Source organism: Capnocytophaga sp. H2931 (assembly GCF_002302535.1).
Taxonomy (GTDB): domain Bacteria; phylum Bacteroidota; class Bacteroidia; order Flavobacteriales; family Flavobacteriaceae; genus Capnocytophaga; species Capnocytophaga canis.
The window spans coordinates 446,912-471,372 of record NZ_CP022381.1 but is presented as its reverse complement, the minus strand read 5'-3'; the positions used below and the strand labels follow the sequence as shown (position 1 = coordinate 471,372).

17 protein-coding genes are annotated in these 24,461 nt (G+C 35.4%); 6 read left to right on the top strand and 11 right to left on the bottom strand.

Annotation, left to right across the window (positions count from 1 at the left end):
* Positions 1 to 162: 162 nt before the first annotated feature.
* The 6 genes from CGC52_RS01970 to CGC52_RS01945 all read right to left on the bottom strand — a co-directional run bounded on the left by CGC52_RS01970 (position 163) and on the right by CGC52_RS01945 (position 8,962).
* The gene (locus CGC52_RS01970) at positions 163 to 786 is read right to left on the bottom strand and encodes a PolC-type DNA polymerase III (protein WP_095894422.1); all 624 of its coding nucleotides are present in this window, start codon (positions 784 to 786) and stop codon (positions 163 to 165) included.
* A 203-nt stretch (positions 787 to 989) separates the two neighbouring features.
* Complete coding sequence (locus tag CGC52_RS01965) at positions 990 to 1,580, bottom strand: non-canonical purine NTP diphosphatase (RefSeq protein WP_095893292.1); 591 nt, start codon at positions 1,578 to 1,580, stop codon at positions 990 to 992.
* A gap of 114 nt (positions 1,581 to 1,694) precedes the next feature.
* A complete protein-coding gene (locus CGC52_RS01960) occupies positions 1,695 to 3,446 on the bottom strand; it encodes a DUF349 domain-containing protein (RefSeq protein WP_095894421.1) in 1,752 nt (583 codons plus the stop codon).
* Between the two features lie 341 nt (positions 3,447 to 3,787).
* On the bottom strand, positions 3,788 to 5,077 hold the full coding sequence (gene fucP / locus CGC52_RS01955; protein ID WP_095893291.1) for an L-fucose:H+ symporter permease: 1,290 nt from the start codon (positions 5,075 to 5,077) through the stop codon (positions 3,788 to 3,790).
* A gap of 301 nt (positions 5,078 to 5,378) precedes the next feature.
* The gene (locus tag CGC52_RS01950) at positions 5,379 to 7,175 is read right to left on the bottom strand and encodes an L-fucose isomerase (protein ID WP_095893290.1); all 1,797 of its coding nucleotides are present in this window, start codon (positions 7,173 to 7,175) and stop codon (positions 5,379 to 5,381) included.
* Between the two features lie 251 nt (positions 7,176 to 7,426).
* Entirely contained in the window at positions 7,427 to 8,962 is a 1,536-nt protein-coding gene (locus tag CGC52_RS01945; protein ID WP_095893289.1) for a YifB family Mg chelatase-like AAA ATPase, read from the bottom strand.
* 716 nt (positions 8,963 to 9,678) lie between these two features.
* Between CGC52_RS01945 and CGC52_RS01940 the strand changes: the two genes are divergently transcribed.
* Entirely contained in the window at positions 9,679 to 10,875 is a 1,197-nt protein-coding gene (locus CGC52_RS01940; protein ID WP_095893288.1) for a heparan-alpha-glucosaminide N-acetyltransferase domain-containing protein, read from the top strand.
* Positions 10,876 to 10,885: 10 nt separating this feature from the next.
* Here the strand turns inward: CGC52_RS01940 and CGC52_RS01935 are convergent, their stop codons facing one another.
* From CGC52_RS01935 to CGC52_RS01920, 4 genes are read right to left on the bottom strand one after another with little or no spacing between them, the layout of a single operon-like run.
* Complete coding sequence (locus CGC52_RS01935; protein WP_095893287.1) at positions 10,886 to 12,100, bottom strand: folylpolyglutamate synthase/dihydrofolate synthase family protein; 1,215 nt, start codon at positions 12,098 to 12,100, stop codon at positions 10,886 to 10,888.
* Between the two features lie 2 nt (positions 12,101 to 12,102).
* Positions 12,103 to 12,960 (bottom strand): hypothetical protein, encoded by an 858-nt coding sequence (locus tag CGC52_RS01930; RefSeq protein WP_042342978.1) that lies wholly within the window; start codon positions 12,958 to 12,960, stop codon positions 12,103 to 12,105.
* A 7-nt stretch (positions 12,961 to 12,967) separates the two neighbouring features.
* On the bottom strand, positions 12,968 to 13,354 hold the full coding sequence (locus CGC52_RS01925; protein ID WP_042007961.1) for a biopolymer transporter ExbD: 387 nt from the start codon (positions 13,352 to 13,354) through the stop codon (positions 12,968 to 12,970).
* 21 nt (positions 13,355 to 13,375) lie between these two features.
* Positions 13,376 to 14,074 (bottom strand): MotA/TolQ/ExbB proton channel family protein, encoded by a 699-nt coding sequence (locus CGC52_RS01920; RefSeq protein ID WP_042342983.1) that lies wholly within the window; start codon positions 14,072 to 14,074, stop codon positions 13,376 to 13,378.
* A gap of 168 nt (positions 14,075 to 14,242) precedes the next feature.
* Here CGC52_RS01920 and CGC52_RS01915 point away from each other — a divergent pair, with 168 nt between their 5' ends.
* On the top strand, positions 14,243 to 15,493 hold the full coding sequence (locus CGC52_RS01915) for an IS4 family transposase (RefSeq protein WP_095893286.1): 1,251 nt from the start codon (positions 14,243 to 14,245) through the stop codon (positions 15,491 to 15,493).
* Between the two features lie 141 nt (positions 15,494 to 15,634).
* Here the strand turns inward: CGC52_RS01915 and recO are convergent, their stop codons facing one another.
* Positions 15,635 to 16,351 carry a DNA repair protein RecO gene (recO, locus tag CGC52_RS01910; protein WP_095893285.1) on the bottom strand — a complete coding sequence of 239 codons (717 nt, stop codon included), beginning with the start codon at positions 16,349 to 16,351 and terminating at the stop codon, positions 15,635 to 15,637.
* Positions 16,352 to 16,456: 105 nt separating this feature from the next.
* Here recO and CGC52_RS01905 point away from each other — a divergent pair, with 105 nt between their 5' ends.
* From CGC52_RS01905 to ccoS, 4 genes are all read left to right on the top strand, one after another.
* The gene (locus tag CGC52_RS01905; protein WP_095893284.1) at positions 16,457 to 21,907 is read left to right on the top strand and encodes an alpha-2-macroglobulin; all 5,451 of its coding nucleotides are present in this window, start codon (positions 16,457 to 16,459) and stop codon (positions 21,905 to 21,907) included.
* A 218-nt stretch (positions 21,908 to 22,125) separates the two neighbouring features.
* A complete protein-coding gene (locus CGC52_RS01900) occupies positions 22,126 to 22,644 on the top strand; it encodes an inorganic diphosphatase (protein ID WP_042007953.1) in 519 nt (172 codons plus the stop codon).
* 17 nt (positions 22,645 to 22,661) lie between these two features.
* Positions 22,662 to 23,744, top strand: coding sequence for a glycine cleavage system aminomethyltransferase GcvT (gene gcvT / locus CGC52_RS01895; protein ID WP_095893283.1), 1,083 nt, complete (start codon positions 22,662 to 22,664; stop codon positions 23,742 to 23,744).
* Between the two features lie 510 nt (positions 23,745 to 24,254).
* On the top strand, positions 24,255 to 24,455 hold the full coding sequence (gene ccoS / locus CGC52_RS01890; protein WP_042009732.1) for a cbb3-type cytochrome oxidase assembly protein CcoS: 201 nt from the start codon (positions 24,255 to 24,257) through the stop codon (positions 24,453 to 24,455).
* The last annotated feature ends 6 nt before the right edge of the window (positions 24,456 to 24,461 follow it).

Here is a 24,461-nt window from a genome sequence, read left to right as displayed (position 1 = left end):
GAAGATAATTGAGACCTCTCTTTCATTCCCCATATGCTTAAAACGCTTTAAATCTTATTGAATTAAATAAGGAAGCTATCGTTTTTTAAGTTCCATACAAGTGACAAATGTAATGATTTTTCGTATGTCAAACAATGCGTAAATCGACAAACTAAGAAAATTTTACAATTTTAATAATCTGCTTAGAGTTGTAATTTTCTTTGATTCAGCGAGTTTATGAAGTATCTTTAAGAAAGCAATCGCTGTTAGGAAAGCATCACCAGCTGCGTTATGTCGATCATGAGTGGTTATGTTCAACTCTTGACAAACTTCATCTAAGCTATAATTTTTATCATTTTTAAGAAGATAATTGATTACTTTGGTCTTTTTAAATAGATAGTTTGTGTCGATAAACTCATTTTTGAGAGTTGGTAGTTGATGTCGTTCGAGAGCTGTATTAATCATTTTAATGTCATATCCTACATGGTGTCCTACTAAAACGGCATCTTTAGCATAGTCTGAAAAAATGGTGACAGCCATTTTTTCTGGAACTTTGTTGTACTTATGCTCCTTGATAATTCCATGAATAGGAATACTTTCGGGGTTTGATTTTTCTTGTTGCAGAAAAATTTCGAAACTTTCTTTCACGTACATTTGATTATCCAAAATCGTGATTGCTCCAATAGATAAAATTCTATCCGTTGCCAAATTAAACCCCGTAGTTTCAGTATCGAACACCACAAATTTCACTTTATTGAGAGGTAAATCATCTTTTTGTCTTTTCGAAAATACTCTGAATATTGACATTTTATGTTTTGTCTTTGATTGTTTTAGTCTTTTTGTTAGACTACCGAAAATTACTCTTAAATTCACTTAACAATTGAGAATGGTTATAAATACTCTAAATATCTTGATTGTATTCATTTTAGAAGAATTTTCACCAATTCATTAGGATTAAAGTGAGAATATCATACGATTTTTGTCAAAAACACACAAAAAAAGCGAATGTTCTAACTTTTTTTATTTCCAAAAGACAAAAACTCTACTAACTGTTTAACCGCTTTTCCTCGGTGACTAATACCATTCTTTTCAGAAGCTGATAACTCTGCAAAAGTCTGATCATAGCCTTCTGGTTTAAAAATAGGGTCATAACCGAAACCATTCGTCCCCTTTGCTATTTGGGTAATTTCTCCTTCGGCAATGCCAATAAAAGTGTGTACTTCAGTTCCTATACACAAGGCTATCACCGTTTTAAACCTTGCTTTTCGGTTAGTTTGTCCTTGCATATTTTTCAACAAAAGAGCTATATTATCAGTGTCACTCCTATGGTTTCCAGCGTATCGAGCTGAAAAAACACCTGGTTGATTGTCTAATGTAACCACTTCTAACCCTGAATCATCTGCAAAAACGTCATATCCATAGTGCTTTTTGATATATTGAGCTTTTAATACTGCATTTCCTTCGATGGTGCTTTCGGTTTCTTCGATATCATCATCAAAATTGATATCTTTTAAACTTAAAACCTGTATACTATCAGGCATCAAAGCTTGAATTTCGTTGAGTTTATTGAGGTTATTGGTTGCAAAAACAATTTTTAACATATTTCAATCCATTAAATAAAAAAAACGTAAAACAGTCAATAGTGAATATAATTAGAAAAGAGGCACACTATTTTAGTTGCCTCTTTTCAATCTTAACATCATGAAAACAACTATCTATTCTTCTGTTGATTCCTCTTCTTTAGATTGTGCATTTTGCAAGGTTCTGAGTTCTCGCAATTTTGCTTTCCATGTTTCAAGAGTTTCCTTTTGGTGATTAATGTTTCTGATTACATCACGAACCAACGGATTTTTATCATCTACATTACTGAAAAATTGAAGATTATTCTCTAATTGAAGCACTTCAGCCTTGATTTCGTCAATTTTTCGACGGACAAACATCATTTCATTGGTTAATAAATCCTCATTATCATCGTTTGCTAAACGTTCTAATTTGTTATTGTATTTAATCAACTCAATCTCTTGTTTGTCGAAATCTAACTTTTTGTAGAAGGAATCAATGATTTTATGGAACTTCAAATCAATACCTTTTTTAGCGTGTGGCACTTTCCCAAAGCTATCCCATTGCTCCACAAAACCTTGTAAAGTTTCAAGTTCTTTTTCTCGATTATCTCCCAGTTGGTATTCTTTTATCTTATCCAAGAACTCTTTTTTCTTTTCTAAAGATTCAAACTCTTTGTTTTGATTGTTTCTTACAGCTTTATGATACTGATCAAAATAGTCGTTACATGCTTTTCGAAATTCTTTCCAAATTTTATCCGTATTCTTTTTCGGAACGTTACCTATAGCTTTCCAATCCTCTTGGATTTTTTTCATAACTGGCGTTACGGCTTCCCAATCTTGACTGTCTTTGTTGTTTTTTGCTATTTCTAATAAGGCTAATTTTTTCTCAAGGTTTTCTTGTTGTTCTTTTTTGAGATTTTTATAGTAACTATTTTTCTTACGGTTAAATTCACGAACTACCTCCTTGAACTTATGCCATATTTCCTCGGTAAGCGTGTTAGGGACTCTACCTGTGTTTAAGAATTGCTCTCGCAAATTCTCAACCTCTTTAATACCTTTTTGCCAAGCTCCGTGGGTGGTAATTTTACGTTCTGCAACAGCTTTGAGTTTCTCTATTATTTCGTTTTTCTTGACGGCATTAGCCTCATACATTTTGTCTAAATTGTCGAAATAGTACTGCCTTTTCTCATGAACAGCTTTGGTGGCATTACTAAATCGATGCCAAATTTCCTCTCGGTATTCACGAGCCACAGGGCCAATATCCTCTTTCCACACTTTATGTAACAACTGTAGCTCATGAAAAGCTTTTATTGGATCCACATCACTTTCAGCTAAAGCTTCCGCCTTTTCTACAATTTTCTGCTTTTCTTCTAAATTACGTTTAAAATCAATATCACGCAAATCACGGCTTAAATCTATAAAATCATAGAAATTCTCAACATGATGATAATAATTATTCCACAAATCATTGTACTCGGAATGAGAAACAGCCCCTGCCTTACGCCAACGATCTTGAAGTTGTTGAAAATGCTTGAAAGTAGTGTTGATATTCTCTTCTACGTTGATTAGGTTCTTTATTTCTTCAATAATTTCACGACGTTTTATTAGATTTTCCTGATGAACAACCTCTAAATCCTTATAATACTGATTTCTCTTGTCGCGATATTCGCTGACTAGAGCATAAAACTCCCGATGTAGCGGATGTTCATATTTAAAATCGTATTCCTCGCCTCCGTCAGCAATGTATTCCTCTTTCTTCTCCTCCAGTAACTCCTCATATTTTTTATCAAATTCATTTTTGATAGCATCGACATGTTTTTTAATTGCCTGTACCTTTTCAGTATGAAGCAATTTTTTGAACTCTTGTTTTAGAGCATCTAACGACATTGCCTCATAATGGAGCATGGGAATCTCATGCCGCTTCTTATTGTCTAAATCCTCGGCATCTTCGGCATTCTCTCGGTTGATTTCATTTAATATATGTTGCGTTGCATCACTGTTGTGAGTGACATTAACCTCTTGATTAGTACTATGAGGTGTTTTCGTTACATCTGGCAGTTGTTCATTGTTAAGTTCTGACATAAGCTAATGATTTATGTTACTATTTTCACAATTTTTACGTAAACTCGCTACTAAGGTACAATAAAATATTTAATAAATAGCTGATTTTTAGTTATTTTTTCATTTTTCAGTATAAAAACTATTTCAAAAAACTGAAAATCAATAATATAAATAGTTTCATTTTTTTAAGATTTTGCTAACTTTTTATACACACGGTAGCCATATATAGCAATCACTACAAAGCAGACAAATGGCAATATGAACGAAAAGTTTATTGCTGGTAACGCTCCAACATTTCCTAAATCAATAATCGCTCCTTGTAGAGGAGGCATCAACGCTCCTCCAACGATTGCCATTACTAAACCTGCGGCTCCCATCGTAGCGTCTTTCCCAGTGTTCTCCAAAGCAATTCCATAGATAGTAGGAAACATCAATGACATAAATCCAGAGGTTAAAATCAAACAATAGAGTCCGAACATTCCTCCAACAAAAATGACCATGGATGTGGTCAACATCCCTCCGATAGCAAAGGTTGTAAGCAATACGCTTGGTTTAACATATTTCATCAAAAAAGTAGTTACAAAACGGCTTGACAGAAAAATCACCATAGCTAATATATTGTAATTCTGTGCCGTAGATTTGTTGATTCCAATGCTTTCAGCGTATTGAATGATGAACGTCCAACACATAATTTGAACAGCAACATAGAAACCTTGCGTAATCACACCTTCGCGATATGCTACATTTTTCGACAAACGCTTAAACGATCCTATTACATCTAATTTACTATTATTCTGTGTGTTAGGCATTTTTGATAAGGCGATGATAATAAAGAATAACAATACTACAAAGCCCAATATAATATATGGTTTACTGATAATTTCTAAATCTTGAGTCCGTATGATTGCTTTTTCAGAAGCAGAGAGCGTCTCGAAAACTATATTTCCCGCAACGTCTCTTTTATCTGATTCTAAATGAGAAAGAACAAAATTCGAAGCAACAAACATTCCTAATAGTGACCCAACAGGGTTGAATGCTTGGGCTAAATTTAGGCGACGCGTAGCCGTGGTTTCGCTCCCCATCGAAAGAATGTACGGATTTGCTGTGGTTTCTAAAAAAGCTAACCCAAAAGTTAGTATATAAAGCGAAATTAAAAAATAATTAAATTGCTCATATTTTGCAGCGGGATAAAACAATAACGCTCCCACGGTATACAAAATCAGCCCTAATAATATACCTTTTTTATAGCTGAACCTACTTGCAAAAATAGCTGCAGGAATCGCCATCGTTCCATACCCTCCGTAGAAGGCAAATTGAACCAAAGCAGCTTCTCTATTGGGAATTTCCATTACAGTTTTAAACGCTGCTACCATCGGATTGGTAATATCGTTAGCGAACCCCCATAAAGCAAAAAGACTGGTAATGATAATGAATGGTACTACGTAATGTGAAGGAACAATTTTTTCTTTTTTCATTGCAAAGAATAGTTTTGGTTGTGTTTATTTATACTATATCATCAGCTACAAAGATAAAAAAAATATATAAAAAAACATGCTTTTTTAACTTTTTTTTGAAGATGTTTCGAATCTTCTCGTAAGAAAAGAAAGTATATCGAAGCTACAGCCTTAACGAAATTTGAAGCATGTTATACAAATACGTGATTATCAATATTTTTCAAAAATATTAAAATATCGTATATTCAAAAGTAAACCTGAAAAAATCAAAAAGGCTGTTGAAAATTCATTCAGACAGCCTTTTTTATTAAAAATCAATCAATTATTTTTTGATTCCGTACAAAGCTCCATAGGTATCACAAGCTCGGTAATCAGAACCTTCTTTATCCATTCCAAAAGCGGCCCAAGCTGATGGTCGGAAGATGTCTTTATCCTCCACATTATGCATCATCACAGGTATGCGAAGCATTGATGCTAAAGTAATTAAATCTGCACCTATATGTCCATAACTGATAGCTCCATGATTAGCACCCCAGTATGACATTACCGAATATACATCCTTAAAGTTGTCTTTTGAAGTATCTAATCTCGGTACAAACCAAGTCGTTGGCCATGTTGGATTGGTACGTTCATCTAATGTTTTATGTATATCCTCAGGAATTTCAACCGTCCAACCTTCTGCAATTTGCAACACAGGCCCAACACCTTTCACTAAATTGATTCGCGACATTGTTACAGGCATTTCTCCGACAGTTTTAAACTGAGACGAGAATCCTCCTCCACGGAAATACTCACGAATAGCTTGTGGCCAAAGCGTATTGTCTAAACAAGCCTGAACATCTTGCTCTGTAACTTCCCAATAGGGCTTTAGCAAATGGTTGCCTTCGCTGTCTTTCATTTGTCCAGTAGCATCCAAAGTAGTTGATCCTGAATTGATAAGATGAATAATTCCATTCTTAGCTCTGCCTTCAAGAGTTTTTCCTGTGATACGTTTTACAGCTTCCGGACTCCAATAGGTTCTCACATCTGAGAAAATCTGGGCTGTTCCTGTAAGTAAATGCCCAAATAACATACTTACACCGTTTAAACAATCATTTTCCGTTGCCACAACAAACGCTTGGCGGATGCCATTCCAATCAAAAGATGAATTCAGAATTGCCTCAGGGAAGTCGCCATTAGGCATAAAATCAGTCCATTGGCGTTGTCCTTGGAAACCTGAAATTAAGGCATTACGCCCATTCGATTCTTCTCCAAAACCTAACTCGCGTAATTTTGGGTTACCAATCATTAAATCACGAATAATAATTGTCATTTTCACAACAGTTTCCCACTCATAATCTTTTTGTTTTTCATCGACAATATTATGTGCATTATTCCAATTTTTACCCTCTTTGCAATGTTTACGAGTCCATGCTATAGCTTTTTTATATTCATCTTTGTCGTAGATTTCTTCTTTGATACGACGTTGGATTTCAGACATATCTACGAACTCGGTGCGTACACCAAGATAATCTTGTAAGAAATGAATATCAACCATTGACCCTGCTATTCCCATTGATGAATAACCTAATGACAGATATGATTTTCCTTTCATGTAAGCTACGGCCAAACCTGATTTTACAAAACGTAAGATTTTCGCTTGTACATCAGCAGGGATACTGGTGTCATCAGCATCTTGCACCTCACTTCCGTAGATTCCAAATGCGGGAAGTCCTTTTTGAGTGTATCCTGCCAAGGCTGCAGCCAAATAGACAGCTCCCGGACGTTCTGTTCCATTAAAACCCCAAACCGCCTTTGGAATTAATGGATCAGTGTCCATGACTTCAGTTCCATAACACCAGCAAGGCGTAACGGTCAATGAAACACCTACTCCCTCACGTTGGAATTTGTCGGCACAACGTGCTGCTTCCGCCACACCTCCAATGGTTGTGTCGGCAATAACACACTCCACCTGTTCTCCATTGGGGAATCGCAGAGATTTACTAATTAAATCGGCTGCCGCTTGAGCCATTTTCATACACTGAACTTCCAATGATTCACGGACACCTTGCTCTCGCCCGTCAATCACAGGACGAATCCCCACTTTAGGAAGTCGTCCAATTAATCTTTCTTTATTCATTTTTATGATATTAATTTTAACCTTATTAATCCGAATCCTTTCTATCTCTTTATCAAAGCCAAACTAAAGTTACTCGAACATACTTCTTTATTGGAGAAACTGTTCTTAGATAGAGTGATTTATATTGATTTTTAATCTCTTACATTTTTATTATTCTTTTCTTCCTTTCAAAACAAAATACATGCAAATGAGTTACTAATCTTTTTTATGGAATAATCAGCAACAAAAGAGCGTAATTTATTTCCAAAACACTATCCCAACCAACCTTCACGATCTAAACTTCGATATTGGATTGCTTCCCCAATATGATTTTGATTGATAGTTTCACTTTGGTCTAAATCGGCTATAGTCCGTGCTACTTTCAAAATACGGTCATATGCACGAGCCGAAAGATTCAAGCGACTCATTGCATCTTTCAACATCGAAAGTGAAGTTTCATCTAATTTGCAGAATTTTCGTATCTGTTTGGTATTCATTTGAGCGTTGTAGTGTATGTTTTCATACTCTCTAAATCGAGCAGTTTGTATATTTCTCGCTGCAATGACACGCTCTCGAATAGCGTTACTACTTTCTGACTTATGCTCTGATGACAATTTTTCAAACGGCACAGGGTTTACCTCAATGTGTATATCAATTCGGTCTAACAAAGGCCCTGAAATTTTACTCAAATAGCGTTGCATTTCGGCAGGTGTTGAGGTCATTGGAGCATTGGGATCGTTGAAATAACCACTGGGGCTTGGATTCATACTTGCCACCAACATAAAAGATGCAGGATAGGTTATGGTAAATTTAGCTCTTGAAATGGTTACTTCACGGTCTTCCAGAGGCTGTCGCATCACTTCCAAGACGGTACGCTTAAACTCGGGCAACTCATCTAAAAATAAAACTCCATTGTGAGCCAATGAAATTTCACCGGGTTGGGGATATGACCCTCCACCGACTAACGCCACATCAGAAATGGTATGATGAGGACTACGGAACGGACGGTGATACATCAAACCACTATCTTTAACCCGCCCCACAATGCTATGTATTTTTGTCGTTTCCAAAGCTTCGTGCAAAGTCATTGGTGGCAAAATACTTGGTAAACGCTTTGCTAACATCGTTTTCCCAGATCCTGGAGGCCCTATCAGAATGATATTATGCCCTCCTGCTGCTGCAATTTCCATACAACGTTTGATTGACTCCTGCCCTTTAACATCCGCAAAATCAAATTCCGGTGAATCTATCTGCTTATAGAATTCCTCACGAGTATTAACAACCATTTTTTCAAGTTCCTTTTCTCCGTTAAAAAAGTCAATAACATCTTTTATATTTTCCACTCCATAGACGTCCAAATCATTGACAATAGCGGCTTCCTTCGCATTTTGAACCGGTAGGATGAATCCCTTGAATTTCTCTTTTCTAGCTTGAATGGCTATCGGCAAAGCTCCTTTGATAGGCTGTAAACTCCCGTCTAAGGATAACTCACCCATAATTATATACTCCGAAAGGCGATCACTTTCCACCTGTCCGTTAGCTGCCAAAATCCCGATGGCAAAACTCATATCATACGCTGAACCTTCTTTACGCATATCAGCAGGAGCCATATTTATAGTGATTTTCTTTCCTGGAATTTTGTAGCCTATATTTTGAAGTGCAGCAGCAATACGGTAGTTACTTTCTTTGATGGCATTATCGGGCAAACCAACCAAATGGTACCCCACACCTTTGTCTATATTCACTTCAATGGTAATAGTGGTTGCTTCTACTCCAAAAACAGCACTTCCGTATATTTTTACAAGCATAAAATCCAATGTATTAGTTTTACAAAGGTATTTTATATTTTGAAAAAAAACAAGTTTTTAAAGGGTTGAAAATTATTTTATTCTAAAAGAACCCTTTTCATTGATTTTCATAATGAGTTGTTCCCGTTTACCTTGGAGTGTAAACGTACTTTTTAATTTTAGCTGTGATTTGGTAATTGCTACGATGGAATAACTTCCTTTGGGAAGAAAAAATGAAGATCAAGATGTTCCCGCAACGATGTTTTCAGAAAAATAGGGTTCAATACTGACAGAAACCGATTCAAAGTAATTATTTCTGATATTAAGATGATACTGTTCAGGTTCAATGGCATCTTTTCTGTGAAAAAATATATGCTATATCAGTAAAAAAGAGCGTGTGTTTAATTTTTTTTAAGATAACAATGTTAATCTTTTCTTAAAAAATAAACAGTTCAGGTTCATTTTTTGACCGTTCATGCAAAAATCACCTTTTTTGAACAGAAAATGTTAAAATTTCATGTGACACAAATTTGGTTAGAAGAAAATAGATATGTACATTTGTACCGCAAATTATCTCTTTGAGAGTACAAACTCTCAGAAGGAAATCATTAATCATCTCTTTATATGGAAAAGGTTGTCTATATTCAATAGCAACCTTTTTTCTTGTAAATAAAACCGTTTATCATTCATATTTTTTTGTAGCTTTGCACCCGTTTTATGAAAAACATATTTCTTAAATGAAAAATCCTGTATTCCGACTGTACTTTATTGATGTGATGAGAGCTTTTGCCATTTGCATGATGTTACAAGGTCACTTTGTTGATGGCTTGTTAGCAAATGAATTTCGAAACTCAGAAAATATTTTTTATTCTACATGGTTGTTTTTTAGAGGATTAACAGCTCCTGTATTTTTCACCATATCAGGTTTTATTTTCATGTTCCTCTTAGCTAAAGAAAAAACAGACGAAAAAATAGGATGGAATCACTCACGTGTTATTAAAGGAATCCGCAGAGGTATTGTATTGATTATCACCGCATATCTACTCAGAACACATATTAGAAGTCTATTGGTTTACGGAAAAATATATCCAAACACCTATATGATTGACGTATTGCATTGCATTGGGTTATCTCTACTATTTCTAATTTCAATTTATTTGTTTTCCTATCGAAAGAAAATTTACGTAATGCCATCAATTTTGTTAGGTTTCACACTAATTTCTTTTGTATTTGCACCTATCTATTCAGCGATGAACTACGATTTTCTACCGATAGCAATAGCAAATTATTTCACAAAAGCGAACGGATCGGTGTTTACGATTTTCCCTTGGTTTGGTTACGCTTCCTTTGGTGCGTTTATGGGCGTCTTGTTTAGTATCTTTCGTAATAATAAATATGTTTATAACTACGCAATTGTTTTCACATCTTTTTTCGGGTTGATGCTATCCTTTATCTTTTCTCCATTCCTTTTATGGATTAATCAACTAACAAACAGTGATTTAGCATTATTACTTGCTAAAAACGAGATATTCAATCGTTTAGGAAATGTTTTATTAGTATTTACAGTGTTCATGGCATTACGAAATGTGATTATGTCTGAAAAAATCCGCAGTATCGGACAAAATACATTGTCGATTTATATCATCCATTACATCATTCTTTACGGAAGTTTTACCGGATTCGGATTGTATCAGTATTTTCATTTTAGTTTAAATCCGTACATAACTATTATAGGAGCATTGCTCTTTGTAGCGTTAAACATCTGGATTTCATTCAGATACAATCACTGGAAATTTATTGTATTTGAAAAACTGCAATTTGTTATCACTGAAATAAAACAAGCCTTCATCGAAGGATATCGCCTAAGTACTAGGTTTTTCCTGAGACTCAAAAATCAAATATTATTACTACTATTGGCGTTCACTCGAAAATAATGGATGCCAACTAAACAACCTCAGCAACAACAAACGTACTTCCTCCTACGAAAATAAAATCTTCGGGGATAGCATTCTTTTTTGCAAAAGTGAGTGCCAATTCTACCGAAGAGTAAGTATCTCCTTTTAAATTATTTTTGTTCGCCAATTCCTTTAAAAGATGTACATCCAACCCTCTTGGGATATTTGGCTTACAAAAATAATAATGTGCTGTTTTTGGAAACATTTTCAATACAGTTTCTACATCTTTTTCTTTTACAAACCCTAAAACAATATGTAAGTTTTTATAAGTTTCCTTTGCAATTTGGTCAAGAACATAGGATAACCCTGCCTCATTATGCCCTGTGTCACAGATAATTTTAGGATTTTCACCAAGTGTTTGCCAACGACCTTTTAAATTGGTATTTTTCACAACGCTTTTGAGTCCAATAGCGATGTTTTCTTCCGAAATATCCCAAAAATGGTTGCGTAAAAAATCTAAAACGGCAATAACCCCTTTAATATTTTTCTCTTGATAAAACCCTTTCAAATCGGTAGTTAAATGAGTTTTTATTTCATTAGCGAAAACAATTGGAGCGTTTTCTTCTTTTGCTTTTTGAATGAAGACATCTGCCGTTTGCTCATCATATTCGCTGATAACCACAGGTGTGTTTCTTTTAATAATTCCAGCCTTTTCAGAAGCTATTTTAGGAAGTGTATTACCTAATATATCCGTATGATCTTTTGAAATGTTTGTAATCAATGACACTTCAGGAATTATAATATTGGTAGAATCAAAACGTCCTCCCAAACCAACCTCAATCACAGCTATATCCACTTGCTGTTTAGCAAAATAATCAAAGGCAAGTCCCACGGTCATTTCAAAAAAAGAGAGATTGTTAGCTTCGAAAAAAGATCGGTAATTAGCAATGAACTCAACTACCTCTTCCTGTGGAATTTCAAAGCCATTAATTTTTATTCGCTCCCGAAAATCACGTAAATGAGGAGAAGTATATAACCCCACTTTATAACCTGCCTCTTGTAGGACAGACGCCAACATATGGCTTGAAGAGCCTTTTCCGTTGGTTCCTGCGACATGTATGGTCTTAAATTTCGTTTGAGGATGTCCTAATTCGGCAACTAATTTTTGAATGTTATCAAGTTTATGGTTCAAAGCGCTACGTCCTTGTTGTTGAAACATCGGTAGTCTATTGAACATCCAATTGAGTGTTTGTTGATAGTCCAAGGTTATTCTCCTAACTTAAAATTAACGACAATAAATCCAACTTGACGAGCAGGAGCATTGCTGTCGGCATTCCATTTGTGCTTGAAAGCTGTTTTCCGAGCTGCTTCAAGCAAACAAGGTTCTCTACTGGTTGTTCCACGAGCTCCTGGGGTAGCTTTCACAACATTCCCATTTTGGTCAACTTCGATTTGTACAACGACTACGCCTTCTTCATTGCAGTTTTGTATCTCTTTTCCTTCAGCTTGAATGCTACGACCTTTAAGCCCCCAACCCTTACCGCTAGTTCCAGAGCCTCCTGCTCCGTAGTAAGAGTTTGCGTATGGATCACCATTCGGATCACCTTTGTATCCTCCAACCTTATCGTCACCCTGCCCTGATGTAGCATTACCACCAGCATTGGCTGCCCCCAGAATACTTGACAGTGCATCCGTAGCTTCTTTTGAAGGCTTAGGGGTTTCTTTTGGAGTTTCAGATGCAGTTGGTTTTGGATTCTCTTTAGGTTTCTCCTTTTTAGGTTCGTCTTTTTTCTTTTCTTCTTTCTTAGGTTCGTTTGTAGTAGCGACAACCTCTTCATCAGTATTCTCTTGAGCTAATAAGTTTTCTTTTACCTCTTCGATTTTAGTTTCTTGAGGCTGTGAAGGTTGTTCAACACGCGTGGACTCAGATCGAGAAGCACTGGGTGGCGGTGTACGCTGTCCACTTCCCATCAAATCTACACCAAAAATGACATCTACCCCATTTTCAGGCGGAGGGTCTAAATATTTCAGACCTGTAAAAAACAACAAAAAAACCGTAATCGCCATAATAAATATGGTGATAACTAATGATTTACGTTTGTGTTTTGTATCTACTATACTCATATTTGCTTTACTTCGGGCGTACAGCCAAAATAACCTTATATTGATTTTGGTTAGCGATGTCCATTACTGTCACGGCATTCTCTATCGGTACGCTTTCTTCTACTCTCAAAATGATTGTAGGCTTTTCTACATCTTTAAGAGCATTTCTCAATTCTGTTTCTAAATTTTCAACCGCAACAGGTTTCTTATCAATAAAATAATCTAATTTCTTATTGATACTCACAGAAACATTCTGCGTATTTGTTGATTTTCCTTTGGCTTTGGGCAATAGTAAATCCAGCGCATTAGGACTGTTAGCCGTAATCATAAAAAACACTAACAGCAAAAACACAATATCGGTCATTGAGGACATGCTAAATTCCGCACTTACCTTATTTCTACCTCTGATTTTCATTGTTTTACGAATGTTAAAATGTTATAGAGGTTCGTTCAACAAATCTAAAAACTCTACCACGTTTGCTTCCATTTGGTGAACCACTTTGTCAGTACGAACCACCAAGTGGTTATAGCCAATATAAGCAATAATTCCCACTATAAGTCCAGCTACCGTAGTTGCCATAGCCGTGTAGATACCACTTGCTAATGACCCCATTTCAGCCTGACCTCCTGCGGATGCCATCTCATGGAACGATAAAATCATACCAACAACTGTTCCTAAAAATCCAATCATAGGACCTGCTCCTGCAATAGTAGCCAAAATAGCAGTATTTTTCTCTAATTTATATACCTCTAATGTTCCTGCATTTTCAATGGCTTTGTTGATGTCATCAAGAGGCTTACCAATGCGAGAAATCCCCTTTTCAATCAAGCGAGATACCGGTGAATTTGACTGCAAACAAAACATTCGTGCCGCATCTAACTTCCCTGCTAAAATGCTATCTCTAATTTTCATCATAAAATTTCTGTCTACCTTGGAAGCTGCATTGATGGCAAATAATCGTTCAAAATAAATGAACAAAGCCACTGTAAGCATAGCAAATAGTACAGCAATGATGATAATACTTGAGGTACCACCATTAACAATTAAATCCATAACGGAAAGCGTTTTTTCCTCAACAAGAGCAGTTTCACTTGCAACACCAAGTGAATCAATAGATGTCTGTAATGCCATAATAATTAGTTAAGTTATTTCTTTAAACCCGCAAAAATAACAATTAATTTATTTATACCACAATATTTTTTATTGATTTTTTGTTTTAAATACACAACTATCCGAAACTTTTAAAATAAAAGTTGCCTGAGAATGTCGTATATTTGAAAAATTCCCATTTTTTTTTCAATTATGGCACTCTTCAGGCGAAGCAAAAATACAAATAAACCCGTAATCAGACAAATTTTAGATCTCATTCCTGCGCATATTTTAAGAGCGGAAATCGCTAAACATCAGTCCGATAAGGGAAAGTCTACCTATAAAACTCGCGACCAATTGGTGGCACTAACTTTCGGACAGCTGAATAAATGCTATACGCTATCCGACATAAGTTGCGGATTATCAGTAAGTAGCACTTTCCTAAGCGATCTCCAACTCAAACAAAGTCCCGCAAAATCAACAATGAGTGATGGAAACAAAGTAAGACATTATGCAGTATTTAAAGATTTGTATTCTAGTCTTTTAAAGTATTACAAACACTCTTTAAAAGCCAAACATCAAAGTCATATCATCGATGAAATCCAAAACCACAAAATAAAAATCATTGACAGTACTACCATTAGCCTGTGTTTAAGTCTTTTCAACTGGGCAAAATTTCGGACAGCTAAAGGCGGACTCAAAATTCACACCGTTTGGGACGATCAACTTGGATTGCCTGAAATGGTCAATATCACCGAAGCTAAAACACACGATAGCAAAGGATTACAACAAAATATCTATCCGAAAAACACCATCATTGTTGAGGATAGAGGCTATTTTGATTTTAGTTTGATGCTCGGCAGAATCCATTGCCAAAATACTTTTGTTACGCGAATTAAGTCCAACACGCTCTACCAAAGTTTTGAAGAACGAGACCTGCCTGATGAAAAAGACCACGACATCCTCAAAGATGAAATCATCGTTTTGACCTCAAAAAAGGCGGTAGAAAGTGGTATTGATCAAGAGAAATTACGTTTGGTAACGGTTTATAAGCAAGACGGCAACAAAACCATAGAAATCATCACCAATAATATGGATTGGACGGCGAGAACCATTGCGGATTTGTACAAAAAACGCTGGGATATTGAGTTGTTTTTCAAGGCGATGAAGCAAAATTTACAGATAAAAACTTTTCTTGGCACGAGTGAAAATGCGGTGAAATCACAGATTTATGTATCTTTGATTTGCTATCTTCTGTTGGAGTTGATAAAGCGATTTTATAGCGATAAAAAGACGGCATTTAGTAATTTTTGCGAGAAAATAAGGGTGTGTCTTATGCATTATTTAACCTTGAATTATGTATGCAATGAGCTGAAACCGATTGTAAAAAAAGCAAAAAAACCACCTGAAAACACACTCTTTGACAGAGATAATTCCGCACAACAAACAAGTCTGCCCTTATAAATAAAGGGTTGACAAGGAATTTTATGAGTTTTCAAAAAACTTTCGGACGGCTGTGTTTTAAATACTATAAATGTTCCTCTTCAGCATCTTGACTAAAAGAGAGAGATGATTTTATCTTGGAATGCACTTCCTAAAGTTAGATCAAAATAGCGTTTGCAGAACTTCCAAAGATTTATTTCTTTTAAAATTTGGAAAATGCCACTCGTAATATTTCAATAGACTGTTTAACAAACTATTACGAATAATTCTATTGGTTTTTACACTTTCTAAATCGGTATACGAAGTTTGAATGATACGTTTGAACAAAGCTAAAGCTTCGCCCGAAATGCTGTACTTACTCTGGTCAATAGTAGTAAAAATACCCTCCTCAACGTTGAAAAACAGATGACTATCATCGAAAGTATTAGGATAAAAACCTAAATAGTACGTCATATCAACTAAAAATTTTAGATGGAAATTTGCCGAAAATTCGTTTTCATCAAAAAAATGAAGTTTTTCTTCTAAAAATCGATAAAATTCAGGTTCCTTGTGTTCCACATTGCAAACAATAGCACTTATTTCCGAAAGCAACATCACCACTGAACTTTTCAAAACATTGGTGTGTAACGAACGGTAAAAGCGCTTTAATTTAGCTTCTTTAATGCGTCCCAATGTTCCAGAATCTTTGTTTAAGGCTATCAGCTCCAATTGTGTAAAAGGTTGAAAAAGAGCTATCTTTAAAGTTGTTTTCTTTGAGGATAATACACCTTGTAGCAGATAACTACGCATACCATATTCCTTTGTAAAACATTTGACAATCAAACTACTGTCAGTATATTTCATAGAGGAAATAACAATAGCATCGGTTTTTATATACATCGGTAGGATAAAACTTTGGTGGCAAAGATACAACTTTTTGTAACACTTTTCTTTGAGATTTTGATATTTTCTCGTACCTTTACGGCTCTTTTAAAAATAATCATTATGAAAAATAGTTTTATCATCTTATTCATCTTCTTTACAGCCTTGGGATGTAAAAAGGACGGTGCAAATTTTAACAGTAATCCATTGATTTACAAGGATTACATTACAGGATTTTCTAATGGATTAGTCTCTGCCGAATCTCACTTCAAAGTAACGCTGAATGAGGCTATCTCTCAGGAAAAGTTGGACAAAATTGATAATCTAAAACTTTTTGATATTTCTCCAAGAGTGAAAGGAAAGGTTGTGGCATTGAATAACCGACACATTGAATTTGTCCCAGAAGAACGTCTGAGTCAGGACACTGAATACAAAATTTCGTTTCAGTTGAAAAAATTATTTGACGTATCATCTGATTTAGAAGTATTTAACTTTACTGTTAAAACTTTTCAACAGGCATATAAAATTAAACAAGGAGATTTGCAGTCTTACAACGAAAACTTGTGTTTCTTAAATGCCGAATTGCTTACCAATGATGCACTTGCATATGAAGAGGTGCAGAAATTAGTAACTGCAAAAGTAGGAGACAAAAGCATTTCAGTTAAAGTATCACCACAGACGAGTGAGAATCGTTATCCAATTATTTTTGATAGTATCCCACGCACGGACAAAGAACAACGCTTGGTAGTGTCGTGGCGTAACGACCAAGTAGCCGAAGAAAACAAAGAACCTTTTGATTATTTGATTCCTGAAAAGGGAAATTTTAAAGTACTATCAATAGTTGTTGACGATAAAACCAACAAATCGTTTTCGGTGAATTTTTCAGAACCTTTGGAAAGAAACCAAAATTTTAATGGATTAGTTTCAAGTGTTTTAGGAACGGAACAAAAATACAGCACCAATGGGAATATACTGAAAGTATTTTTAGACGCTCCTGCTGAAGGCGATTACAAGTTATCTGTTTTTCAAGGTATTAAAAGTGTTTATAATAAACGTTTACGAACAGACTACACCACTAATATTTCTTTTTTACAACAGAAACCTGATTTGCGTTTTATTAAAAATGGTACAATTTTACCAAGTTCTGAAAATTTGAAAGTTAACTTTCAAGCAATCAACCTACGTGCAGTTCACGTAACAGTCTATCGTATCTACGAAAATAATGTACTTCAATTTCTACAAGAAAACTCTTTACAGTCAAGCAATTCCATTTACAGAGTAGGAAAACCTGTAGCTCGAAAAGTTATTGAATTGACTGAAAGTGCATTATATCCACTGAAGGAGTGGAACACCTATGCTGTAGACTTGTCATCAATCATCATGCCTGAACCAGGAGCTATCTATCGTGTTGAATTGGGAATGAAAAAGAATTACGCTCTTTATGGCTGTGGCAAAGATGATGAACCTTTGGATTATTCTTTTGAAGATGAACCTCTTGAAAAAGATAATTTCTATGATGATGACTATTACTATTGGGAAGGTAGTGACGATCCTTGTGAAGAATCATATTACACATATAGAAGTAAAACAACCAACATCTTAGCTTCCGATCTGGGAGTAATCGCTAAAAAAGGACAAAATAATAATTACACCATCGTAGTTAATAACATTTTGACTACTGAACCTGTAGCTGGAGCTTTGGTAGAAGTATTTGATTATCAACAGCAAAAAATCAATGAAGCGAAAACCGATAAAAAGGGAATTGCTAACTTTGATTTGTCATCACGAGCGTTCTTTGCAGCTATTAAGAAGGATAATAGCACAACCTACATTAAAATGGATGATGCTATTCCTCAGTCAGTTAGTAAATACGATGTAGATGGAATGCGTTTGCAAAAGGGATTGAATGGATTTGTTTATACAGAGCGTGGTGTTTGGCGTCCGGGAGATAGTATTTACGTTGGATTTGTACTTAACGATTTTGCTCAGAAAAACCCTGAGAAATTACCTGTAAAATTAACATTTACAGACCCTTATGGAAAAGTAGTTGCTGAACGTATGCAAAATAGCAATGAATCGAATCACTACATGTTTGGTTTAAGCACCTCACAAGATGCTCCAACTGGGAATTGGAGCGTAAATATTGCAGCAGGAGCTTCTCGCTATACCAAACAAATTAAGATTGAGACAATTAAACCTAACCGATTAAAAATAGAAAACAGTTTGCATGGACAACAAATTTCAGCACGAGGTTCCAACGCTCATTTACGTGTATCATGGTTACATGGAACACCTGCAGGAAATACCCAAGTGAGTATGAAAGCAAAATTCTATCCGATGGAAACTCTTTTCAAAGGATATGAAGAATATATATTTAACAACGAAGCATACCAGTTTGAAAATCAAGAAATTGATGTGTACGAAGGAAAAACTGATGAAACAGGGAATACTAGTTTCTTCTTTAAAACGGAGAATTTGGAAGCTCCTGGAATGTTGCGTGTCAATCTATTGACACAGGCTAGTGAAAGTGGTGGTGATTTCAGTACAGATGTTAGTACAGCGTCTTTTTCGCCATACAACAATTATGTTGGATTGGGTTTACCAGAGGTGAACAAATACGGATATTATGGTACCGAAAAAAAACATACATTCGAAACAATTGTAGTCTCTGAACAAGGTCAGCCATTACGTAACAAACACGTATCGGTTGCTATTTACAAAGTAGGTTGGAATTGGTGGTGGGATGCTTCTAATCAAAATATTTCAACTTACAACAGTTCAAGCAGTAATTCACTGTATGCAACTACTAGACTAACGACTGATGCCAGTGGAAAAGCTTCTTTTGACATAGAAATTCCTGACTCGGATTGGGGCAGATATTTCGTCTTACTTTCTAATGAAGACAGTGGACATAAGTCTGGAACTTCTGTTTATTTTGATTGGGATTCATGGAGTGGAAAATCACGTAATGTAAGTGGCGATGAGGCTGTAATGCTTACATTAGGAAGTAATAAAAAAGAATATAATGTTGGCGAAAAAGCTACTATTTCGTTCCCTTCAGATGAGGGAGGAAGAGCCTTGATTTCTGTTGAAAACGGAAGCAACGTTTTGGAAACATATTGGGTAGAAACGGACAAAAACGAAACAACCTATGATATTTCTATTACTGATAAAATGGGGCCAAATGTCTATGTTTACGTAACTTTGCTCCAACCTCATGCTAACACTGTAAATGATTCGCCTATACGCCTGTACGGAATTTTACCAATCTCAGTGATTGATAAAGAGACACAACTTACACCTGAGATAAAAATGCCTGAAGTATTGCGTCCAGAACAAAAAACGACTATCAAAGTAAGTGAAAAATCAGGAAAACCAATGACTTATTCTTTGATGATTGTAGAAGATGGTTTATTAAATTTAACAAGGTTCTCAACCCCAAATCCGTGGAAAACTTTCTTTTCAAAAACCGCTTTAGGAGTGAAAACTTGGGATGTTTATAACGATGTGATTGGTGCTTATGGAGGTACTATTAATCAAGCGTTTAGTATTGGTGGAGACGAAGATTTAGGAGGAGCTGAAGCTCAGAAAGCTAACCGATTCAAGCCTTTTGTAATCGTAAAAGGACCTTTTAAACTCAAAAAAGGAGGGACAAATGCACACGATATTCAAATTCCTAATTACATAGGATCAGCACGTGTGATGATTGTAGCATCGAATGTGGAGAAAAATGCGTATGGTTTTGCTGAGAAAAAAGAAGTGCCAGTTCGCAGTCCACTAATGTTATTAGGTTCACTGCCTCGCAAAGCCGTTCCAGGAGAGCGTATTACCTTACCTGTAACTGTATTTACAATGGAAAATAACATCAAAAATGTGTCTATATCCGTTGAAACTAATGAACAGTTCAAGGTGGTTAGTGATCGTTCACAATCCTTATACTTTGAAAAACCAGCTGAAAAAATGGCTTATTTCGAATTAGAAACCACAGCAGCTATGGGCATAGGAAGGGTTAAGATTACAGCTTCATCTGGTAACGAAAAAGCAGTTTATGAAGTGGAAATGGATGTTTATAATCCAAATCCAATGACATATCACATCAGTAAGGAAGTGATTAGCGAAGGAAAAACAGCTAATTTCTCAATGAAGGCGTTTGGTGATAAAGCCAATGCTGTATTGGAAATTTCGAGTTTCCCTGGAATTAATTTGCACCAGCGATTGAACTATTTGATTTCCTATCCACACGGATGTGCCGAACAGATTACTTCAGGAGCATTTCCTCAGTTATTCTTAACTGATTTTATGAATCTTACATCTGAAAAAATCGAAGAAACTAAGCGAAATGTAACTGCTGCAATTAGTAAACTGCACGAAAACCAACTTACTAACGGAGGATTTTCGTACTGGAAAGGTAGCAACTACGCCGATGATTGGGCAACATCCTATATTGGCCAATTTTTTATTGAGGCTGAAAAACGAGGATACGTGCTTCCTTCAGGAAGTAAAAATAAATGGTTGACTTACCAAAACAATGCAGTACGTCAATGGAAACACGAACCACGTTATAGCAATGATTTTGCCCAAGCATATCGCTTATATACGTTGGCTTTGGCGGGAAATCCAAATATAGGTGCAATGAATCGTTTACGTGAAATGAAAGAAATTTCAGTCAAAACTAAACGTATGTTAGCTTCTGCGTACGCTGTAGCGGGACAGAAGAAAACGGCTGAAAATCTGTTCCAAACGATGAGTACAGACAATGATGGAGACTATTACTACTATGGTTCGGAACTTCGCAATAAAGCGATGGCATTAGAAACAGCCTTACTTATCGGTAAAAAACAGGAGGCTGCAGAATGGGCTTTCCAAATCGCAGAAAAATTGTCTTCGACAGATTGGTTGAGTACGCAAACCACCGCCTATTCGTTGTATGCAATGGCAAAATACGTGGCTGTGAACAAAAGTGGTTCTGATTTTTCAGCAGCATATGTGCTTAACGGGAAAACCGAAAATATAAAATCTGACGAGCCCATGGCGTCAATCACTTTACCAGTCAAAGGTGAAAAACAAACCGTTCAGGTAAAAAATAATTCAAAACAAACTTTGTATGCTAAATTGATTACCAGTGGTGTACTCCCTGTTGGGGAGGAATTAGCTATGCAAAACGGATTAGCAATTTCAACTACATTCCGAACTAAAGGTCAAAACACCGATATTAGCCAATTGCAACAAAGTACCGAATTTACAGCAATTATTGAAGTTAGAAATTTGACGCAAGATTATGTAAATAATATAGCCTTAACACAATTAATTCCATCCGGATGGGAAATTGTCAATACTCGATTTACGGACTATGGAGGAACTGAACAAAATAATCTTGATTATGTTGATTTTAGAGACGATAGAGCAAACTTCTATTTTTCATTACGAGGACAGGAAGTAAAAGTAATTCAATTGAAGTTAAACGCTTCTTACGCAGGAAAATACTATTTACCTGGAACCTATGCGGAAGGAATGTACGACAATCGTTACAATACTCGAACCGAAGGCAAATGGGTAGAAGTAATAAGAAAATAATATTTAAGGGGTAAATTCTTAAAATAATCTAAAAAAAATATATATTTTTGCGGGTAAAAAGTTCTAAATAACCTTTCTGAGGAGAGGGCATAATCTCAATTAACATCAATTTTAGTTGTAATTGGAATTATTTCCTCTCCTTGGTGTTGGGGTGGGGGAGATGCAACTGCAATTCGCCCGAGTAAACGAAAACAATTATTAACATATAAAATAAAAAAATGTCTAAACAAGAAAAACTATCATTCGATGTGTTAATCGAAATTCCAAAAGGAAGTAGAAACAAATATGAATATGATTTTGATTTGAAAAAAATACGTTATGATCGTATGATTTTCTCTTCCATGATGTATCCAGCCGACTACGGTTTTGTACCTGAAACCTTAGCATTAGACTCTGACCCTTTGGATGTGTTGGTTTTGGTTTCTGAACCAACTTTCCCTGGTTGTGTTATGGAAGTTAAACCATTGGGAGTCTTCCATATGGCAGATGAAAAAGGGCCTGATGAAAAAATGATTTGTGTACCAGTTTCTGATCCAGTTTGGAGTAAATTAAACACCTTAGAAGATGTTAATCCACACTTGATAATGGAAATTGAACATTTCTTTCAAGTGTACAAAGATTTAGAAAAAAAGAAAGTAGCTGTCAATGGTTGGGGAAATTTAGATGAAGCAATCGAGATTTACCACGAGTGTAGAAAACGCTATGAAACGAGTGAAAAGAAATATTCTATTCGATAATTTAATAAAAATATAAAATGAAAAATACAACTTTAACCGATGTACACATTGCTTTAGGAGCTAAGATGGTTCCCTTTGCTGGGTATAACATGCCTGTTCAGTATGAGGGGGTAAATATCGAACACGAAACCGTTCGTAATGGTGTTGGAGTGTTTGATGTAAGCCACATGGGAGAATTTTTCCTAAAAGGAAAACACGCTCTAGATTTAATTCAAAAAGTAACCTCAAACGATGCTTCAACGTTATTTGACGGACGTGCTCAGTACAGTTGCTTACCAAACAACGAAGGCGGAATTGTAGATGATTTAATTGTTTACAAAATAGCTGACGAACATTATTTACTGGTCGTTAATGCTTCAAATATCGAAAAAGATTGGGACTGGATTAGTAAACACAATACTTGGGGTGTGGATATGGAAAATGCTTCTGACCAGTATTCTTTATTAGCAATTCAAGGGCCAAAAGCCATAGAAGCAATGCAAAAACTTACACCTGTGAATCTTGGGGACATTAAATATTATCACTTCGTTATTGGAGAATTTGCAGGAGTTCAAGACGTGATTATCTCCGCAACTGGCTACACAGGAAGTGGAGGAATTGAAATATATGTTAAAAATGAGCATATTAAATATGTTTGGGATAAAGTTTTTGAGGCAGGAGCTTCATTTGGGATCAAACCAATTGGACTAGCAGCACGGGACACCTTACGTCTGGAAATGGGCTTCTGTTTGTACGGAAATGATATTGACGATACCACCTCTCCAATTGAAGCAGGACTTGGTTGGATTACCAAATTCAACAAAGAGTTTGTAAACTGTGAAACCATCAAAGCACACAAAGAAAACGGTGTAAGCAGAAAATTGGTAGGTTTTGAAATGCAAGAGAAAGCAATTCCTCGGCATGACTACGAAATTGTTGATGCAGATGGCAATATCATAGGAAAAGTTACCAGTGGAACCATGGCTCCTTCATTAGGCAAAGGTATTGGTTTAGGCTATGTACCTACTGAATTTTCCAAACCTGGAAGTCAAATTTTTATCCAAATTCGTAAAAACAGAGTACCTGCCACAGTAGTCAAATTACCGTTCTACAAAGTATAGAATCTAAAAAAGAATTTAAAAAATTTATTCAAAAATCTTAGAATACTGAAAGGAGCAAATAAATTGCGTACATTTAATAAGTTTTAACACTTTGGTAATTCATAAATTAAATGTAATTTATCAAAAAAAACTTGAATAAATTCTTAAATCAACATACCTAAACGGAATTAAAAAATAAAAACATCATTATTCATGATTGTTGTAGTTTTTTGGTTCCGTTTTTTTTGGGGTACTGCTCACTGTTACCTATAGAAACTAATAGATAAGAACGATAAAAACTTTTTTTATTTATAAAACACACAATAACAATAATTTAATCAGTTAAAAAGGATATAAACAAAATATACCTTTGAACTGCTTATGCTATACGGATAAGGCATAAAGAGCATATGTAGAGCCGCTTCTTTTTTAGATTTATTCAAAATAGCAAAAAAGTGATTAAAATCATTTTTTTTACTGATTAAGATTGTGTACTTTTGCCACATCTATTATTCTGAATTTGATTTAACAATGAGTGTTATTTATATGTTAATAACTATAAGTATTGCTGTAGCGTTACTATTTTTCTTTCTGTTCATAACGGCAGTTCGTCGTGGTCAGTTTGATGATAGTCATACCCCAGCTGTGCGTATGTTATTTGAGGATGAGCTTGTTGGTTCGGAAGATACAGAAAGTAAACAATCTAAAACAGAGAAACTAACAGATAATTAATTTCAA

Coding starts and splice junctions, on each gene's coding strand:
- gcvT (WP_095893283.1), top strand. CDS start 22,662: ATGAAAAATACAACTTTAACCGATGTACACATTGCTTTAGGAGCTAAG.
- CGC52_RS01925 (WP_042007961.1), bottom strand. CDS start 13,354: ATGAAAATCAGAGGTAGAAATAAGGTAAGTGCGGAATTTAGCATGTCC.
- CGC52_RS01945 (WP_095893289.1), bottom strand. CDS start 8,962: ATGCTTGTAAAAATATACGGAAGTGCTGTTTTTGGAGTAGAAGCAACC.
- CGC52_RS01900 (WP_042007953.1), top strand. CDS start 22,126: ATGTCTAAACAAGAAAAACTATCATTCGATGTGTTAATCGAAATTCCA.
- CGC52_RS01970 (WP_095894422.1), bottom strand. CDS start 786: ATGTCAATATTCAGAGTATTTTCGAAAAGACAAAAAGATGATTTACCT.
- CGC52_RS01940 (WP_095893288.1), top strand. CDS start 9,679: ATGAAAAATCCTGTATTCCGACTGTACTTTATTGATGTGATGAGAGCT.
- CGC52_RS01960 (WP_095894421.1), bottom strand. CDS start 3,446: ATGCTCCATTATGAGGCAATGTCGTTAGATGCTCTAAAACAAGAGTTC.
- CGC52_RS01915 (WP_095893286.1), top strand. CDS start 14,243: ATGGCACTCTTCAGGCGAAGCAAAAATACAAATAAACCCGTAATCAGA.
- CGC52_RS01950 (WP_095893290.1), bottom strand. CDS start 7,175: ATGAATAAAGAAAGATTAATTGGACGACTTCCTAAAGTGGGGATTCGT.
- recO (WP_095893285.1), bottom strand. CDS start 16,351: ATGTATATAAAAACCGATGCTATTGTTATTTCCTCTATGAAATATACT.
- CGC52_RS01965 (WP_095893292.1), bottom strand. CDS start 1,580: ATGTTAAAAATTGTTTTTGCAACCAATAACCTCAATAAACTCAACGAA.
- fucP (WP_095893291.1), bottom strand. CDS start 5,077: ATGAAAAAAGAAAAAATTGTTCCTTCACATTACGTAGTACCATTCATT.
- ccoS (WP_042009732.1), top strand. CDS start 24,255: ATGAGTGTTATTTATATGTTAATAACTATAAGTATTGCTGTAGCGTTA.
- CGC52_RS01930 (WP_042342978.1), bottom strand. CDS start 12,960: ATGAGTATAGTAGATACAAAACACAAACGTAAATCATTAGTTATCACC.
- CGC52_RS01905 (WP_095893284.1), top strand. CDS start 16,457: ATGAAAAATAGTTTTATCATCTTATTCATCTTCTTTACAGCCTTGGGA.